This is a genomic window from Corynebacterium sp. (assembly GCF_030532195.1).
In the GTDB taxonomy this organism is placed as follows: domain Bacteria; phylum Actinomycetota; class Actinomycetes; order Mycobacteriales; family Mycobacteriaceae; genus Corynebacterium.
The window spans coordinates 166,005-182,085 of the sequence record NZ_JAUNLP010000005.1 but is presented as its reverse complement, the minus strand read 5'-3'; the positions used below and the strand labels follow the sequence as shown (position 1 = coordinate 182,085).

The following is a 16,081-nucleotide window of genomic DNA, read 5'->3' as shown; positions in this document are numbered from 1 at the left end:
TATTGCAACTGTTCAGGTTAGGAAAATGTCCCCCACGCGCGCGAGGCCACGCGGGACGGCGCGGGGTGGAAGGCTCGATTGACCAAGTACTGACCAAGTACAAAGCCAGGCTAACCGGATTCGGCCTTCCAACGGCTGTGTGGGGGTGATGGAGGTACTGGCGAGAAAAGCGCGCACAACAAAAAGACCCACACCAACAAGGTGCGGGTCTGCATTGTGCGCCCGAAGGGATTCGAACCCCTAACCTTCTGATCCGTAGTCAGATGCTCTATCCGTTGAGCTACGGGCGCTTGTGGCGGAGGCGAGAGGATTCGAACCTCCGGCCCGTCGCAAGACAGGCAACTCCTTAGCAGGGAGCCCCATTCGGCCGCTCTGGCACGCCTCCAAAACCACTGGTAATCGGTAAGACCAAATTACCGCAGACAATCCTACAGAAAAGCAGAAATGAAAAGCAAAACAGCTGGGATTGCATGCTAACCAATCCGGGCCATGCTCTACAGTTATGCGTATGACCAACGATGCATCGCCAGTACAGCCGAAAACCCGCGCCGACCTCGAACAGGTTCCGGTCTATGTTCCGGGCAAAGCAGTGCCCGGCGCGCTGAAGATTGCATCCAATGAAATGACGCAGGCACCGCTGCCATCGGTTGCTGCAGCAATTTCAGAGGCCCTTACTAACCCGGCCACGAGCCCGAACCGCTACCCGGATATGGGCGCGGTAGAGCTGCGCACGCGTCTGGGTGAGCACCTCGGTGTGCCCATGGAGCAGGTGGCAGTGGGCTGCGGTTCCTCCGCACTGTGTCTGCAACTCGTCGAAGCCACCTGCACCGATGGTGATGAAGTCGTGTTCCCATGGCGCAGCTTTGAGGCCTACCCCATCCTCGCTCGCGTCGCAGGTGCTACCCCGGTGCCGGTTCCGCTGGATTCGGAAGGCCGCAATGATCTTCCGGGGCTGGCCGCCGCAATCACGGAGCGCACGCGCCTGATCTTCGTGTGTAATCCGAATAACCCGACGGGTACCACCATTACTCGTGAGGCTTTTGAGGAGTTCATGGCCAAGGTCCCGGGCGATATCGTGGTTGCTCTCGATGAGGCATACATTGAGCTCGTCGATAAGCAGACGAAACAGACCACACCGCTGGCAGATCAGCTGATTGGTAAGTACCCGAATCTGGTGGGCCTGCGCACGTTTTCCAAGGTCTACGGTCTGGCGGGGCTGCGCGTGGGGTACATGTTCGGTTCAAAGGCACTGGTAGAGGCCGTTAATAAGGTCGCCATTCCGTTCTCTGTGAACACGGTGGCGCAGAAGGCCGCGGTTGCATCGCTGGCTGCGCAGGAGGAGCTGGAACGTCGGATTGCGGAGGTCCGTGAGCAGCGCGTGGCAGTCACAGAGGCCATCAACGCCGCAACGGGGCGCGAGACGGTGCTGCCGAACTCGCAGTCGAACTTCATTTGGATCGACGAGTCTCGGATTGCTGATTTGCAGGCGCTTGACGACGTCACGGTGGAAACCACCTCGGAACTCGGTGAGCTACTTGCGCAGCGTGGCGTGCTGATTCGCTGCTTTGCCGGTGAAGGTGCGCGAATCACCATCACTACTGCGGAGGAAACCGCGCAGCTGCTCGCGGCGCTCGGTATTGAGCGCTAGTCGGCTACGGCACAAGACGGCAGGCCGCCAGCGCACTAACAGGAACCGGCGCGCCCTGCGGTGATGTCGCTGTCTGCGATGGCCTTGGCGATGTCGTTCAGCATCTCCTGACCGGTTTCATAGCTGCCGTCATCAGGCTGTGCGGCAATGGCGATACCAATGAAAGTGCCTGGCTTCTCACCTGGGATAAAGCCGAATTGACGGACCAGGTAGATACCTTCGTCGTCCGGCCCCCAGCCGCCCTTGAAGTGGGCATTCGGGATGTGGCCGAGGCCATAGGCTTGTTCATCAGCAATCTGCCCCATGAGCTCCGCCACCTCTGGGCCTGCCTCAATGCACTGCATATTGGCACCGAAAACTGCCTGGTCATCAAGGTCCCACTGAGTTTGACCGAAAACGGTGTACTGCTCCCGGACGCGATCAGTGCCCATGACAGTGGACTCATCCCCGCCTTCGCGGAGAATTTCATCAGTGGTGGCACCGGCAGTGGCATCGTCGCCAAGGGAGTACCAGGTGGCCTCTGCAGCATCGTTATCCGAGATGGTAATTGCCGCCTCTACCTGCGGTGTCATGCCATATTGACGCACCGCGGCGATAGAAACTGGCACCTTGGAGGTAGACCAAGCCGGCCCAGTGGTGAACTCTCCGGTGTCCGCCACATTCGAATCTTTGCCGGGCGTAGCCACGGCCACACCGGCAATACCGCCGTATTCCTCCTGTACGTCTTCAACAGCCGCGATGACCTTGCGGGGCAATTCACCGGGAGCTGTTGCCTCGCGGGAGGAGTTGCCGCTGGAGCCGTCGTCAAGCGTTGGCGATGGAGTGGCAGCCTCGTCGCCTCCTCCGATGGTGCAGGCGCTGAGCCCCAGCGTTGCGGCCATGGCGGTGGTTAGAGCGATACGTGACAGACGCTTAGACAATGTGCACCGTCGCATTCGTGCCGCCGGTACAGGTGACCACTTCCCCATCATCGCGGCAGGTCATGGTGTAGGTCTTGCCCGTGGTGGGACTGTTGGCAGTAATGGTGCCGTCGAGCTTGTTGGTCATCCGGTAGTGCTCAACGAATGCGTTGCGAACGTTAGTGGCAAACGGACAACTGGTGATGTTGCCGCCAACATCCTCGGCATAGACCAAGTTCAGGTCGCCGGGATCGCCCGAACCGGAACAGTGACGCCAGCTAGACGGTGGCTGGAAGTTCTCAGCGCGACGCTTTTGCGTCGTCGAGGACTCGGGAGAGTTTTCACTACTTGCGGACTTCACCTGCGACGAAGCGTTGTTGCTGGCCGTCGTCGAGCCCTTGGAATTGGAGAAGTAGAAAAATGCCATGGCGCCGACGAGCAGCGCGACCGCGATAATAGCCAGAACAATAACGGCAATGGTCAAACCACGATTGTCATTGTTTGGGCTGGGTGCCGGACCGATTTCTGGGCTCGGAACATAGGGCTCCGGGCGGTACGGTTCTTGTGGCTGTTGCGGTTGCTGTGAATATTGCCCTTGTTGCGGCTGCTCGGTGTACTGCGCGTTGTAGGAAGAATCATTCACCGCACTCCACGCAGCCGGAGGCGTATCCGTAGAGGATTGATCTCCAGCCCCGGACTGAGGAAGACCCCACTCATCGGCAGACTCGGCCGGAGTGTTGGCCTGCTCCTCAGACGAATTATTGTTGTCCCACTCCTCAAACGGATTGTCCGAGTGGTCACTCCGATTCGTTGCCATTGTCAGATCGTTTCCTTCAATACCGCTCGCAAGTATGCCACTGCTTACATACAGCGGTTCTGAGTTTACCGGTTTTGATGCCAGGACTGTACTGCTTTTATTAGCAATACTCGTCCTGAACTGAACTGCAACAGTTAAACCGCCACGACCAAAGTCCAGAAAATTTTGCCCCTCAAAAACAGGAAAACCCCCGGTAGAACAACTACCGAGGGTATCCTCTTGCGGAAGCAGGGGGATTTGAACCCCCGGAGGTGTGACCCTCGCCGGTTTTCAAGACCGGTGCATTCGGCCGCTCTGCCATACTTCCAACGTCAACATCATAACCGCATGCCGTCGTTAGGCGACAAATTGCCTTGCAATTACCCTGCGCCTGCGACGAAAGCGCCGGTCAACATGGCTGAATTTATCACTACCCACTGTGGGCAAATACCGCATGCAAAGCCGAATTTTTCGCTACCGTTGTGGGTTATGAAGGCAATCATTCAGACTGATCTTTCCAATCCCCGCGCCCTGGAATGGGCCGATGCCCCAGATCCCGTACTCGAGGACGGGCAGGTCTTGGTCAAGGTCAAGGCCGCTGGTGTTAACCGTGCTGACCTGCTGCAAGCAGCTGGCCACTACCCACCGCCGAAGGGTGTCACTGACATTCTCGGCCTGGAGTGTGCCGGTGTGATTGAGCAGGTCAAGGGTGACTCGGCCGGCTGGAAGGTGGGCGATGAGGTGTGCTGCCTGCTTTCAGGCGGTGCTTATGCCGAGAAGGTCGCGGTGCCGGCAGGCCAGATTCTGCCGCTGCCGGAGGGCTACTCCTTTACTGAGGCCGCTTCCATTGTGGAGGTCGCCTGCACGGTGTTCTCCAATGTCGTCATGGTTGCCGGCCTGAAGGAAGGTGACCTGCTGCTGGTGCACGGCGGCGCAGGCGGCATCGGCACCTTCGCTATCCAAATGGCTAAGCAGCTGGGCGCTCGTGTCGCTGTCACCGCCGGTTCCGCGGAAAAGCTGGCCAAGTGCAAGGAGCTCGGCGCTGACATCCTGATTAATTACAAGGAAGACGTCTTCGAAGAGGTCATCGCGGCAGAGGGCGGCGCTGATGTCATCCTCGACATCATGGGTGCAAAGTACCTCGACCGCAACGTCAAGGCACTGGCCAAGGATGGTCACCTAATCATCATCGGCATGCAGGGCGGCGTTAAGGGCGAGCTCAACATCGGCCGTCTGCTGAATAAGCGCGGCTCCATCACCGCAACGGGCTTGCGCTACCGCGATGTCGAGGACAAGGCGCGCATCGTCAACGCCACGGAGGACACCGTCTGGCCAATGCTTGCCGACGGCACCGTCATCCCTCAAATTCATGAGGTCATGGATATCCGTGATGCCGCCAAGGCACACGACCTGCTCGACAGCGGCGCTGTCACCGGCAAGATTATCCTGACCGTTTAGTCACATGCGGTCTTAGCCGAGAGATGCCACCGCACGCACGAGCTGATCGATGTCGTGCGGGGTATTAAACGGCTGCAGCCCAACCCCCACGGCACCGCCTGCCTCATCGATGCCCATGGCCTCCAGCAGCGGAGATTCAAACGCATCGACCACACTGGTCACCAGACCGTTGTCCAGCAGACGTCCCACGACAGTTGCCGCAGGCACACCGTCGACCAGGAAACTGACCCGCGGAATGTGCTGCGTGCGGGACACGCTCGCGTACGAGTCATCTTCGGCATCCATGCCAATGATGTACACCCGCGGCAAGGTCATCAGTGCCGAGATGAGGCGCTCTGACAACGTCGTCAAGTAGCGGAAGGCCTGCGGCATCGCCGTTTCAATGCGATGCCTGCGCGAACCACGCGCCACCCTGTCCAGCGACGCTAGGTGCTGCACCGACTCCGACACACCGCCGAGCAGGGCGGGCGAGACTGGCGAGACCTCGATTCGGTCCGCGCCGCGCGCATTTGGCGCGTAGCTTAACGACGTCATCCGCGCGAACATAGCCGGATCCTTGAAAACCAGGGCGGATACCTCTGGCCCACCCCACACAGAGGCGTCCACCAGCATGATGTCCGCGCCCAGCTTGGTCATGGACACATCGCGGTACGCAGCAACATCCGATGCGTCCACCAGCACCCATGCGGAGGAGTTCGCATGCACGCGACGGACGATTTCCTTAACCGGTGCGATTGTGCCCACGAAGGGGTCGGCGGCGGGAACGACTACCAGTCGAGTTTCCGCATCCACCAGGTTGTCGAACTGCCAGGCGGGCAGTGCACCTGTGGCGAGGTCGGCCTCTGCAATGCGCACACGCGCACCATAGAGATCAGCGGCGCGGCGCAGTGGCGCATGCACCACCTGCGAGCCGATGCGGGAAATAACCAGGTTGGCGCCCAGCGACAGGCGACGGCTCATCGCTGCCGTGAACTGCTGCATGAGCACCTCGCGGGATGCACCCAGCACCACACCGGCGACGGGGCCGCCAGTGAGATCCGCAAAAGCACGGCGTGCCGACGTGGTCATCTCCACGGCTGCCGGCACACCGGAGCTGCGGGACTGCCCGTGGGCACCTACGCCAGCTTCGCCCGGCAAGGACTTTGGTGCAGCGCGGAATGCCGAATTCATCGCAGAAAGCACACGCTCGGGCACCTGGGCTCGTTTGCCCGCGTTGAGGTATGTCCATCCGTCGGAAAGCGACGTGTATGCGCCTCTGGTAGTTGGCACATCGAAGGCCATAAAAACCCTTTCCCCGGTTACGCTGTCAAGCTGCGATAACTATGTCGACTCTTCAAAAATGATGATGTCGGTTGCTCATCTTAGTTGCAGCCCAGTCTATCCGAGCAACCGGTCATAGAAGAATCCTTAAACTCCATTTACTAAACCTTACAAATTCCTGAGGATTGCATAAAGTGCTGCCGAACGGCTCACACTGGGCTGCTCTAGACCAGACAAGGCGATTCAACCGGCGATTTTAGGCAAATTTTCGGCAAGCTCCCAACCCCGATTCGACACCTTCGCTTATAAGAAAGCCACGCCCCGCGGCCGACAGAATTCAATCAATCCGCCCTACCTAGTAGTTTGGAGACGTGACTAACCAAGAAAATGACCGTCAACTCGCAGACGATCGCGCAGCCGAAACCGATGCCGCCGTGCCGGCTTCATCTGCGCTCAGCACTGTCCGTGATGAAGAGGTACTCCGCCGCGACATCGCACGCATGATTGACGCATCAGGTGAAGCGCCGGCTATGAAGTCGCGCTCCCGCACGTTCCGTGCCGCCTGGCAGGACCTGGTCACAGGTTTCGGCCAGCGCGAGCTATGGCTGCAGCTGGGCTGGCAGGACATCAAGCAGCGCTACCGCCGCTCCACGCTCGGCCCACTGTGGATCACCATCGCCACCGGTGCGATGGCCCTGGCACTTGGCCTGCTGTACTCACTGCTGTTCCAGCAGGAGCTGTCTTACTTCCTGCCGCACGTGACCGTCGGCCTGATTATCTGGGGTTTCATCTCCGGCTGTGTCCGTGAGGGCGCAACCGTCTTCATTGAAAACGAGGGGCTGATTAAACAGCTGCCCAGTGCGCTGAGTGTCCACGTCTACCGGCTGGTGTGGCGCCAACTGCTCTTCTTTGCGCACAACATGGTCATCTGGCTGATTCTCGTCCTGGTCTTTAGACCGCACCTGGGCTGGAACTTCTTCCTTTCCATCCCGGCACTGGCACTGCTGGTGGTCAACGGTGTGTGGGTGACCATGTTCTTCGGCATTATCGCCACGCGCTACCGCGATGTGGCCCCACTGCTGGATTCGCTCATTCAGCTGGTGTTTTACATGACTCCGATTGTGTGGACCACCAAGACTTTGGAAGAGCAGGGCGGAGCGGTCGCCGAGCGCGCTCGCATCGCGGAGATCAACCCGCTGTACCACTACCTCGAAATCATCCGCGCCCCACTGACCGGCCAGCCGGTGGAGGCCTACCACTGGTGGGTGGTCATCGCCTGCACCGCGGTGGGCCTGCTGCTGGCACTCGCGGCCATGAAGCGTTGGCGCTCCCGTGTCAGCTACTGGGTGTAAGCCGCAACGGGACGTCGTAAAGCGAAAAGAACTAGCAAGGGATAACCATGGTCAGCATTGACACTTACAACGCCTGCGTTGACTTCCCCATTTTCGACGCCAAGTCGCGGTCGATGAAGAAGGCGTTTCTCGGCGCTGCCGGCGGGGCGATTGGCCGGAATGACTCGAATGTCGTGGTCATTGAGGCGCTGAAGGACATCAATATTCACCTGCGCGAGGGCGATCGCGTGGGCCTAGTCGGGCACAACGGCGCGGGTAAATCCACGCTACTGCGCCTGCTGTCGGGAATTTATGAGCCCACGCGTGGCGCCGCCGACGTACGCGGGCGCGTGGCTCCGGTGTTCGACCTGGGCGTCGGCATGGATCCGGAGATCTCCGGGCTGGAGAACATCATCATCCGCGGCCTGTTTTTGGGACAGACGCGCAAGCAGATGAAGGCAAAACTCGACGAAATCGCCGAGTTCACCGAGCTCGGCGACTACCTACACATGCCACTGCGCACCTACTCCACCGGTATGCGCGTGCGTCTGGCGCTCGGCGTGGTCACGTCCATTGAGCCCGAGATTCTGCTTCTCGACGAAGGCATCGGGGCCGTGGACGCCGCGTTTATGGCGAAGGCCCGCACCAAGCTCACCGAATTGGTCGAACGCTCTGGCCTGCTCGTGTTTGCGTCGCACTCCAATGAGTTCCTGGCGCAGCTGTGCGACACTGCACTGTGGATTGACCATGGTACGGTGCGCCAGGCAGGTCTTGTCGACGAAGTGGTCGAGGCCTACGAGGGTAAAGAGGCCGCCGACCAGGTGCGCAAGGTGCTGGCGCAGCGCAGCTAGCGGTGCTTGCCCGGTATGCGCCGGTGCGTGCGTGATGCCGAGCCGGTGCTTACAGTACTGGGGCGAGCGCATTTGCGCGCATGGCAAAATAGACAACGGTAAATCGAATGAACAGTGACCAGCAATCCTCGATGGAGAACGAAGTGAGCGAAAAATCGGCTGTCCCCGCACACTCAGGCAAGGCAACTGCCGCAATTGTGGTGACACACAATCGGGTCGAGGACCTGCAGCAATCACTGCCAATCGTGGTTGGCCAGACGCACATGCCGCAGTGGCTGATCATCGTTGACAATGGCGATGACCCGAAGGTCAAGGAACTCGCTGAGTCGGTGGCCGCGGAGCAGAAGTCCGCGACCGGGTCCGCGCCGGAGGTTCACTACTTCGGTTCCAAGACCAATCTGGGCGGTGCCGGCGGTTTTGCTCTGGGTATGCTCACTGCTCTTTCGCTCGGCGCGGACTGGATCTGGTGCGCTGATGATGATGGCCGCCCGGAGGACTCCCGCGTCCTGGCAACTCTGCACGGTTGTGCAGACCGCCACCAGCTAGCTGCGGTTTCTCCGGTGGTCTGCGATATCAAGGCACCGACCAAGCTGGCATTCCCGCTGCGTCGAGGCCTGGTCTGGCGCCGCCAGCGGGAGGAGCTTTTCGAAGGCGGCATCAACCCGCAACTCCCACTCGTCCACGATTCCAATGGCGTGTCCTGGTTCACCAACTTCGGTGATCAAAAGGCCGCGACCGGCATGGAACTGCCCGAGGGCCTGCAGACCATCGACTCCAACCACGACCTCCTGCCAGGCATCGCCTCCCTGTTCAATGGCGCACTGTTCAGCGCCAGCTCCCTGGAGCAACTTGGCGTCCCCGACTATCGCCTGTTCATCCGCGGCGATGAGGTCGAATTCCACCGCCGACTGGTCCGTTCGGGTCTCCGTTTCGGCACATGCTTGACGACGGCCTACTTGCACCCCTCCGGTGCCGGGGAATTTGTGCCCATTCTCGGTGGCAAAATGCATACGCAGTATCCGACCGATGAGTTCAAGCGGTACTTTACCTATCGCAACCGTGGCTACCTGATGAGCCAGCCCGGCATGCGCAAGCTTATGCCACAGGAATTCCTGCGTTTCGGCTGGTTCTTCCTGGTCCAGCGTCGTGATGTCCGTGGCTTCTTCCGCTGGCTCAAACTGCTGAAGCAGGGCCGCGCGGAGAACTTCGAGCGCTTCGATCCGCGCTCGAAGTAGCAGATTTTCGGGGGCTGGTTGGCGCTGGCCGGGCTGGTTGCTTTCAGTACACCCCGCACCCCGGCCGCTCACCTATCGCACCATTCACACCACTGATCACACCACTAACACCAACAAAAGTACTCACAACGCACATATGGCTAAATTCTGACGTATGGCTCTAAAGTAACGTTTGGTCACGTATACGGAGCCATATGTTAACTTTCGGGCCATAGGTCATTTTTGAGCCATAGGTGGTCGCGGCTTTCTTGATTTAAAGTTGCCCACCGCGCCCACCGCGCCCAAACACGCGCCCAAACACTCGACCAATACTCGGCCCACAAGGGGCCACGACCTACTGCTCTGGGGATTCCCTACTACGAATAATTTTCTCTCGACGTCTCTGGCGTTCAAGTACACGTTGCTCCCGTGTTTTCCGTAGCTTGAATGGCAAATCGGGCAGACGCCAATGCCCTAGATCAGGAGAAAATACCAATCCACCTGCGGAGATTCGACTTCTTTGCGCATCTGCATAGCGCTGCAAATAACCAATGCAGCTACCGCCTAAAACATCGCTCCACTGCAACCGAACCACTTCGAGGCCTAGGTTTTGAAGCCTTTTCTCTCGGTGACGCTCTGCAACAAGTACTTTTTCAGTTACGCAAGCGGCGTCGCAGGAATACTTTGTAGCACCATCGAACTCGATGATGAGGTTCAGCTCGGGAAGATAAAAATCTACTCGACCGATGAAGCCATCGCTGTCATAGAAGTCGACTTGCTGGAGGAGACTGCTGTTTTCGTCGTCAAGCGATGCAATACCCGCGTTGACGATGCACCCCTTCGTCAACGATTCGCCCACGGACTCTGATCGCTCACCTGCAATTGCGAGTATCTTACGAACTCGGCGATTGCCGCGGGCCCTCGGATATGCGCGGAGCGTTTCTTCCAGTTCGGCGGTCGTGCACCACTGGCGCAGGGCGGCGTCAGCGACTATAAGCCCATTTTCTGAATGCTCTGACCTGCAGATATCAATGACGGTCTTAGGGATATCGGTAACTTTGCGTCCACAGATTTCAACTAGATCATGGTCGTGCAAGTGCGTTCCGACGCGGCGAACCAGCGCATTTGCCTGATACTCCACAGCTTTTGGCCCTATGCGACGCTGACCACGCGGCCGTCGACTACTGTTAGCCAGCGAAATTGTGGCGTGCCGCAGAAGCAATGGCAGTCCATGCAGAGCCGCGGCAGCTTCAGAGGTAATAATCACGTTGGATTTCCTCTTGACATGGGATTTTGCAATTGAAATGAAGCGTTCAGTGCTCGACATCGCGTTCCACTTCGCGCAATCCAGATAGGTTCCACTGCACATCCGAATAAGCGGGCTTGACGACGGTTCCGGGGATTGCGGTGGCACATAGTTGCTTTTTAGCCCGAGCGCTTCAACAGATATGACCACATGCTGCGACGGGTGCCGACTGTAAGTCTGCTCAGTGGCTTGGATGAGACCATCGATGTCATAAGTCCAGGTGGGCATAGTTTTCGGCACTCCCTGAGGCTGGTTGCAGCTTGGCTGCAAGAAGTTAGGATTCGTGCCTCTAGTTATGGCGCAGATTGCCGAAATTGGTAGAAGAAAAACCGCCAAATTGCACGTATCTGTGGACAATTTGGCGGCTGTGGATAACTAATTCAGCGCGAGGTTTAAGCGACTATTTAGCTCGCCAATTCTGGCATCTACCGCCCTACTGCATAGATGGCTGACCCATTGGAAGGCCGGCATCCGACGGCCACCACAGGCTGCTCGGCGGCGCGTCCAAAGTCACGTGTTCACCATCGGAGGCAGTACCATTTGGAATCTTGACCATCGTTGCCTGCCTGGTACTCTGCTGACCTGCACTGCCTGAGCTCTGTGCGGTAATTTGCTGAGGCGAATCCAGCACAACGATTGTGTATGGGCCGCCATCGTAATTAGATTCCTTGTTAGGATTTTCTACGCCTTGGAAGGCTGCCATTTCCTCGTCAGTCTGAAAGACACGGACATTGCCTGAAATTTTCTGGCCATCGCTATCTGTGCTCGAATCCTGCGAGTTAGAACTCGGAGCCTCAGACTGCGAACCAGAACCCGGCCCAGCAGTCTCCTGGCCCGCAGTCGGGTTCGGGCCGTCGTCCTGGTCATTGCCCTCGCCGGGAGCAGAACCAGGAGCGGCACTGCCAGAAGCGCCGGTCCCAGACTCAGCACCAGCGCCAGCACCAGCACTCGAACTCACACTTGAGTCCGCCTGCGCACCCGTTGCGCTATCACCACCTCGACCCCCGGAGACCTTGACAAACATGAACAAGGCCAGCGCAAGGATGATTAGCACCAGCAGCACCAGGATGGCGATGAGCTGCTTGCGGGTATTGTCTCCTGTCTTATTCGCCATGGAAGAACCTCTCCCAGTTCTCCTCGCTGGTCAAGGTAGGCACGGCTGCACGCCACTGCTTGGCAATATCGTCCCACTTGGCCGACAGTTCGCGCATGAGGCTGATGGTCTCGGCACGCATGGACTTTTCCTTGTCCAGGTCGCGCACCAGGTGGCGGACACCATTCTGAGAGGCATCGGTGACCCAAACATCGTCAAATGTGGAGATGTGCCACCAGAAGGAGTCCTCAAAGGCCACAGCCACTGGGCCTGGGCGCTTCTTACCCATCTGCGTGTACGCCAGGCGCTTGGCCATGGTCTTGTTTTCGCTGGAAATCTCGTGTGACGGCGGACGTACCGGAGTCAGGCCACCGGGCATTTCATGCATCGGCAGCAGCTTGGTCTCCGGGAAGTTCTTTCGACCGGCGGAAATGCGGGCGAAATCACCTTGTGAAGCATTTTCCAGCACCTCTGGCCCACGCAGTAGGTCACGCACGGCTTCCATCTGTGTCCAGGCCAGGCCGTAGCGCATGGAGACCAGGTTAGAGAGGATTCGTCGTGAAGCGACGTTGACCATGTCCTTCGCGGTGACATCGCCGTGCATCGTCGCGGCGATCAGCGCGTTGCGCAGGCCGAAGTACTGGGCGGCGTTTTCGATGTCCTTCCAGTAGAAATCGGCGTGCCAGACAGCGGCGCCCGGGATGGTGTCGGTTGGGTAGCCGGCCTTGGCGGCGCGGAAGCCGTAATCGATGTCGTCGTACTGGAAGAACAGCGGCAGCGCCAGACCGATCTTCTCAATGACCTCGGACGGCACCAGGCAGGTCCACCAGGCGTTGTAGTCCACACCCAGGCGGCGCAGCTGATGGTACTTGCGCACATCGACATCGGCGTGGCCGAACTTCGGGTCGTTCTCCTCGACGGTCAGCGCCTTCCAGTTGTAGGTCTCACCGGTGCGGAAGAGGCTGGTCGGGTTGAACAGGAAGAGCATCTGTGCACCCAGCAGCATCGGCTTTTCGGCGCACACTGCCAGGGCGGACAGACGCAGGGTGGTCTCGGGCTCGGGGCGGATGTCGTCGTCGGTAAGCAAAACCATGCACTCACCTGCGGCGGTGGCGTCGCGCATACCGCGGGAGAAACCGCCCGCGCCACCGAGATTCGGCTGGTGGACGACGTTCAGGCGCTCACCCAGGATTTCCTTGGCGCTAATGAAGTCAGCCTCGTCAGCGGGGTGCTGTTCGCCCTGGTCAACGACGCGGATGGTGCGTACGCGCTCCAGCGCCGGCAGGTCCTCAGCCAGCGTGGCGACGGTTCGAGCGCAGTCAACCGGACGGTTGTAAGAGCAAATGACCAGGTCAGTCGGGACATCGCGCTTGATTGCGGTGCGTGGCACGACGTAGCGGACATCCGAAATCTTGGCGCCGGCATCCTCGGTGTCGAAGCGCAGGTGGATAGCGCCGCCATCGGCGAAGCGGTCCAGCGGCACGACCAGACGGACCTCTTCATTGGCCGAACCGGACATCGGCGAATGCTCACCGGTCCAGTTGCCGTCAGCGTCGGAGCCACCAGCAGCCCAGGAATCCTCCAGGCGGAGGTGACCGCCAATGTCCTCGGTGTAGGCCAGCACGCGAGCAGAGCCCACCACGCGGGCGCGAATTTCAATCTGCTTAATCGAGGTCCAGCGCTGCCAGTAAGAAGCGCGGAAACGGCCGAAGTACGTGTCAGTGCGCACCACGGTGTGGCGGCCAAGGGTAATGGAATTACGTGTAGCCTGCACCGATCCGTCGTAGGCGCCAGCGCCTTCAACTCGGTAATACAGTTCCGGCTCCACCCAGTCAGCGGGCGGAGCGAACAGTACGCGCTGAATAGTCAGCATGTCAGCATCGGATGCGGCAGTCGCCTGGGAAGTTTCCTTGAAAGAAGCAGTCGAAGTCACGTCCCCCAGCGTATCGCGCTATTTCACACGGAAGATGAATACACGCTGAATGATGAAGTTAATTACCGTCGCAACGCCTTGGGCGACGATAAACGATGCCGTATCCGTCCAGAATCGGTTCCAGCCCCAGACGTCGGCAAACAGCAGTGGACTGAACTTAAACAGCTGCGTCTGAATGGCGAACGTAATCAGGTAGAGAATCGCCACCGCTACCGTGCGCTTCCACGAGGCCTCCGCCTTGAAAGTCCAGCGACGGTTGATCATGTAGGCGGTGATCGTGCCCAGCACCCAACCAATTGGCTTGGAGACGCTATTGCGCGGCAGCCCAAAGCCGTAGTTCAAAATCAGCGTGGAGCCAAAGTCCACCACGGCCGCAATAACACCGGAGATGACAAAGCGCACCACCTGCACCATCAGTGCATGGTCGTCTTTCGGCTCGGAGGCCATCGGCACCGCCGCGGACTCCTCTACGATGAAGCCATTTTCACTGTTGACGTTCTCTTTTGCTGATTCATTCGCTGACACGCCTTGAAATTCTAGGACACAGGCAAGGCAACAACATAAGCCCCGCACCGACTACCGGCTACCAACTACCGGCGCAGCGCCTCCCGCAGCAGATCCAGGCGTTCCACCGGCGAGAGCGCGTCGTCACCGGCCAGCCCCAGCGCACACATTTCCGCCCAGCTAGCCGATGCCAGCTCCTCAATATCCTCACCGGTCAACGGCGTGCCGTCATCGGCCTGCCACCCGAGCCGCTCCATCACGTGCTCGGCGACATCATGGCGCAACTCATCCGAGGTCAACGCCGCCAAACACAAAAGCTCCACCAACGCCGCATCGTGCCCGGCGGGGTCTTCCTCGGCGCCCTCCATAGGCAGTGCGCGCAATCGCTTGACGACGCCCTGTGCTTCCCGGTCGGTCAAAGCAAGCGTGGTTGGTTCCGACTTCTGCAGGTCCAGAGCCTGTAGCAGTGGCACGAATTCAAACACCCCGGAGCGCTCAATAATGTCCACCACATCTGCTCTGGTAGTCGACAGTGTGTTTTGAATCGAGTCCCGGCCGGTTAGCTCCCGATTGATAGCGGCAATGTCCACGCTTTCCGGAGCCTCCGTGTCCCCGAGGGCATGAATCGTGCCGGAGCCGCCAATGCACAGGGCATCCGGTGTGGCCTCGTCACGAGCAAAGGCCTCGCGGACTTGCAGAACGTGTTTCCACAGGCCCCACTGCCAAATGAGAATGTCGCCGGGGTCCTGGAGGACCTCAGCAATTTTGGTGGACTGGGGAACATCAACGGCGGTGTCAGCAAAAGTCTCGACATCGATGGCACTCGGTTTATTGGCATCAAACTGCGCTGCCGCCTCCACTTCGGAGCCGGGCAGCTGAAACTTCGTCGGCACACGTTCCTCGCCCCACCCAAAAATAACCGCGAGCAGATGCGACAGTTGCCTTAAATCCAGCTGGTCATTGACACCGAATACGCGGTGGACGCTGGTGGGTTCTTCCTCCAATGAGGCACCGATAATGAGCGTGGCCGGCTCAGCGGCCACGCGCACGCCCGGAAAGGCGACGACATTATCGGTCTTTGCTGCCATGCCTTAAAGGGTACGCAGGAAAAACAAGGTGGGCGGATTGGCAAAAAGTGGCTACAATGCGCGGACTTTTACTTGGTCACCAGCGGTAGCTGACGCGGCTCACTGCCCCACGGCTCCGCCAAATACTTGCGCCGCAGGCGCTGCGATTCCACCGCGCCCCACTGTGCCACCAGTGTTTCCACACCGCGAGCAAGTCCCAGCACCGGACCCGCGACCTTCTCGCCGACATGCGGGAAGTCAATAACCTCCACGTCGCTGACCTTGGGAAACCGCGGCTCCGTCAAATTGCCCTTGCCCGGCTTGGCCTTTTCATCTTTAGCAGCCTGACGCAGCTCCGCAATGTGCGAGCGGATGGCCTTCACCGAGGCCGCCAGATCCACAGTGGGCGCGCCGACGCCCGAGATCGCGCGTTGCAGCAGGTCGCGGCCTTCTTCTGTGGGCTGAGCATCTTCGCCGGCGTCGGCGTCTGCGACAGTCGCAACAAAGGCACCGGTAAGGAGGTTGGTGGTTTTCTCCAAGGCTTCGTCGCCAAGCGGATCGACGAACCACGCGCCAGAAAGACGCTCGCCGGAAAACGACGGCGAGAGTTCCACGCGCCAAATCACCACTGGCGAGGTGGCGCTGCACACGGCCAGGGTCTGCGGGACATCCAAGTGCTGGGTCATGAGGTTGATGGTATCGCGAGTGGCGGATTCGAACC

14 protein-coding genes and 3 tRNA genes are annotated in these 16,081 nt (G+C 59.4%); 5 read left to right on the top strand and 12 right to left on the bottom strand.

Translation table 11 applies throughout. From position 1 onward, the window contains the following. Nucleotides 1-217: 217 nt before the first annotated feature. Both Q4E11_RS07210 and Q4E11_RS07205 read right to left on the bottom strand, forming a co-directional pair. Nucleotides 218-290: transfer RNA gene (locus tag Q4E11_RS07210), tRNA-Arg, on the bottom strand. 3 nt (nucleotides 291-293) lie between these two features. Then, a tRNA-Ser gene (locus tag Q4E11_RS07205) sits at nucleotides 294-385 on the bottom strand. A 123-nt stretch (nucleotides 386-508) separates the two neighbouring features. On the opposite strand from Q4E11_RS07205, the gene Q4E11_RS07200 reads away from it, so the two are divergent. Then, nucleotides 509-1,648, top strand: coding sequence for a histidinol-phosphate transaminase (locus tag Q4E11_RS07200; RefSeq protein WP_303164799.1), 1,140 nt, complete (start codon nucleotides 509-511; stop codon nucleotides 1,646-1,648). Nucleotides 1,649-1,683: 35 nt separating this feature from the next. Here the strand turns inward: Q4E11_RS07200 and Q4E11_RS07195 are convergent, their stop codons facing one another. The 3 genes from Q4E11_RS07195 to Q4E11_RS07185 form a co-directional block, all read right to left on the bottom strand. Further along, the gene (locus tag Q4E11_RS07195; protein WP_303164798.1) at nucleotides 1,684-2,568 is read right to left on the bottom strand and encodes a hypothetical protein; all 885 of its coding nucleotides are present in this window, start codon (nucleotides 2,566-2,568) and stop codon (nucleotides 1,684-1,686) included. Further along, nucleotides 2,561-3,364, bottom strand: coding sequence for a hypothetical protein (locus Q4E11_RS07190; protein ID WP_303164797.1), 804 nt, complete (start codon nucleotides 3,362-3,364; stop codon nucleotides 2,561-2,563). Before Q4E11_RS07190 ends, Q4E11_RS07195 begins: the two co-directional genes overlap by 8 nt. Before the next feature lie 222 nt (nucleotides 3,365-3,586). Beyond that, nucleotides 3,587-3,671, bottom strand: a tRNA-Ser gene (locus tag Q4E11_RS07185). 161 nt (nucleotides 3,672-3,832) lie between these two features. Between Q4E11_RS07185 and Q4E11_RS07180 the strand changes: the two genes are divergently transcribed. Next, nucleotides 3,833-4,801 (top strand): NAD(P)H-quinone oxidoreductase, encoded by a 969-nt coding sequence (locus Q4E11_RS07180; protein ID WP_303164796.1) that lies wholly within the window; start codon nucleotides 3,833-3,835, stop codon nucleotides 4,799-4,801. A 12-nt stretch (nucleotides 4,802-4,813) separates the two neighbouring features. Here Q4E11_RS07180 and Q4E11_RS07175 read toward each other — a convergent pair whose 3' ends face one another. Next, nucleotides 4,814-6,070, bottom strand: coding sequence for an aminotransferase class V-fold PLP-dependent enzyme (locus Q4E11_RS07175; RefSeq protein WP_303164795.1), 1,257 nt, complete (start codon nucleotides 6,068-6,070; stop codon nucleotides 4,814-4,816). Between the two features lie 491 nt (nucleotides 6,071-6,561). Here Q4E11_RS07175 and Q4E11_RS07170 point away from each other — a divergent pair, with 491 nt between their 5' ends. The 3 genes from Q4E11_RS07170 to Q4E11_RS07160 all read left to right on the top strand — a co-directional run bounded on the left by Q4E11_RS07170 (nucleotide 6,562) and on the right by Q4E11_RS07160 (nucleotide 9,478). Continuing rightward, nucleotides 6,562-7,413: an ABC transporter permease gene (locus Q4E11_RS07170; RefSeq protein WP_303164830.1), complete on the top strand. Its 852-nt coding sequence runs from the start codon at nucleotides 6,562-6,564 to the stop codon at nucleotides 7,411-7,413. A 47-nt stretch (nucleotides 7,414-7,460) separates the two neighbouring features. Beyond that, entirely contained in the window at nucleotides 7,461-8,243 is a 783-nt protein-coding gene (locus tag Q4E11_RS07165) for an ABC transporter ATP-binding protein (RefSeq protein WP_303164794.1), read from the top strand. Nucleotides 8,244-8,374: 131 nt separating this feature from the next. After that, entirely contained in the window at nucleotides 8,375-9,478 is a 1,104-nt protein-coding gene (locus Q4E11_RS07160; protein ID WP_303164829.1) for a glycosyltransferase, read from the top strand. 334 nt (nucleotides 9,479-9,812) lie between these two features. Here Q4E11_RS07160 and Q4E11_RS07155 read toward each other — a convergent pair whose 3' ends face one another. The 6 genes from Q4E11_RS07155 to Q4E11_RS07130 all read right to left on the bottom strand — a co-directional run bounded on the left by Q4E11_RS07155 (nucleotide 9,813) and on the right by Q4E11_RS07130 (nucleotide 16,046). Continuing rightward, nucleotides 9,813-10,991 (bottom strand): hypothetical protein, encoded by a 1,179-nt coding sequence (locus tag Q4E11_RS07155; protein ID WP_303164792.1) that lies wholly within the window; start codon nucleotides 10,989-10,991, stop codon nucleotides 9,813-9,815. A gap of 205 nt (nucleotides 10,992-11,196) precedes the next feature. Further along, nucleotides 11,197-11,877, bottom strand: a complete 681-nt coding sequence (locus Q4E11_RS07150) for a hypothetical protein (protein ID WP_303164791.1) — start codon at nucleotides 11,875-11,877, stop codon at nucleotides 11,197-11,199. Next, complete coding sequence (locus Q4E11_RS07145; protein WP_303164789.1) at nucleotides 11,867-13,789, bottom strand: glycosyltransferase; 1,923 nt, start codon at nucleotides 13,787-13,789, stop codon at nucleotides 11,867-11,869. Before Q4E11_RS07145 ends, Q4E11_RS07150 begins: the two co-directional genes overlap by 11 nt. An 18-nt stretch (nucleotides 13,790-13,807) precedes the next feature. After that, nucleotides 13,808-14,314 (bottom strand): GtrA family protein, encoded by a 507-nt coding sequence (locus Q4E11_RS07140; RefSeq protein WP_303164787.1) that lies wholly within the window; start codon nucleotides 14,312-14,314, stop codon nucleotides 13,808-13,810. A 65-nt stretch (nucleotides 14,315-14,379) separates the two neighbouring features. After that, entirely contained in the window at nucleotides 14,380-15,381 is a 1,002-nt protein-coding gene (locus Q4E11_RS07135) for a hypothetical protein (RefSeq protein WP_303164786.1), read from the bottom strand. Nucleotides 15,382-15,449: 68 nt separating this feature from the next. Further along, entirely contained in the window at nucleotides 15,450-16,046 is a 597-nt protein-coding gene (locus Q4E11_RS07130; RefSeq protein WP_303164785.1) for a hypothetical protein, read from the bottom strand. Nucleotides 16,047-16,081: the final 35 nt, after the last annotated feature.

What these genes read in the sequence shown, in the direction of transcription:
- Q4E11_RS07200 (WP_303164799.1), top strand. Translation starts at nt 509, where the DNA reads ATGACCAACGATGCATCGCCAGTACAGCCGAAAACCCGCGCCGACCTC.
- Q4E11_RS07190 (WP_303164797.1), bottom strand. Translation starts at nt 3,364, where the DNA reads ATGGCAACGAATCGGAGTGACCACTCGGACAATCCGTTTGAGGAGTGG.
- Q4E11_RS07180 (WP_303164796.1), top strand. Translation starts at nt 3,833, where the DNA reads ATGAAGGCAATCATTCAGACTGATCTTTCCAATCCCCGCGCCCTGGAA.
- Q4E11_RS07170 (WP_303164830.1), top strand. Translation starts at nt 6,562, where the DNA reads ATGATTGACGCATCAGGTGAAGCGCCGGCTATGAAGTCGCGCTCCCGC.
- Q4E11_RS07165 (WP_303164794.1), top strand. Translation starts at nt 7,461, where the DNA reads ATGGTCAGCATTGACACTTACAACGCCTGCGTTGACTTCCCCATTTTC.
- Q4E11_RS07160 (WP_303164829.1), top strand. Translation starts at nt 8,375, where the DNA reads ATGGAGAACGAAGTGAGCGAAAAATCGGCTGTCCCCGCACACTCAGGC.
- Q4E11_RS07155 (WP_303164792.1), bottom strand. Translation starts at nt 10,991, where the DNA reads ATGCCCACCTGGACTTATGACATCGATGGTCTCATCCAAGCCACTGAG.
- Q4E11_RS07150 (WP_303164791.1), bottom strand. Translation starts at nt 11,877, where the DNA reads ATGGCGAATAAGACAGGAGACAATACCCGCAAGCAGCTCATCGCCATC.
- Q4E11_RS07135 (WP_303164786.1), bottom strand. Translation starts at nt 15,381, where the DNA reads ATGGCAGCAAAGACCGATAATGTCGTCGCCTTTCCGGGCGTGCGCGTG.
- Q4E11_RS07130 (WP_303164785.1), bottom strand. Translation starts at nt 16,046, where the DNA reads ATGACCCAGCACTTGGATGTCCCGCAGACCCTGGCCGTGTGCAGCGCC.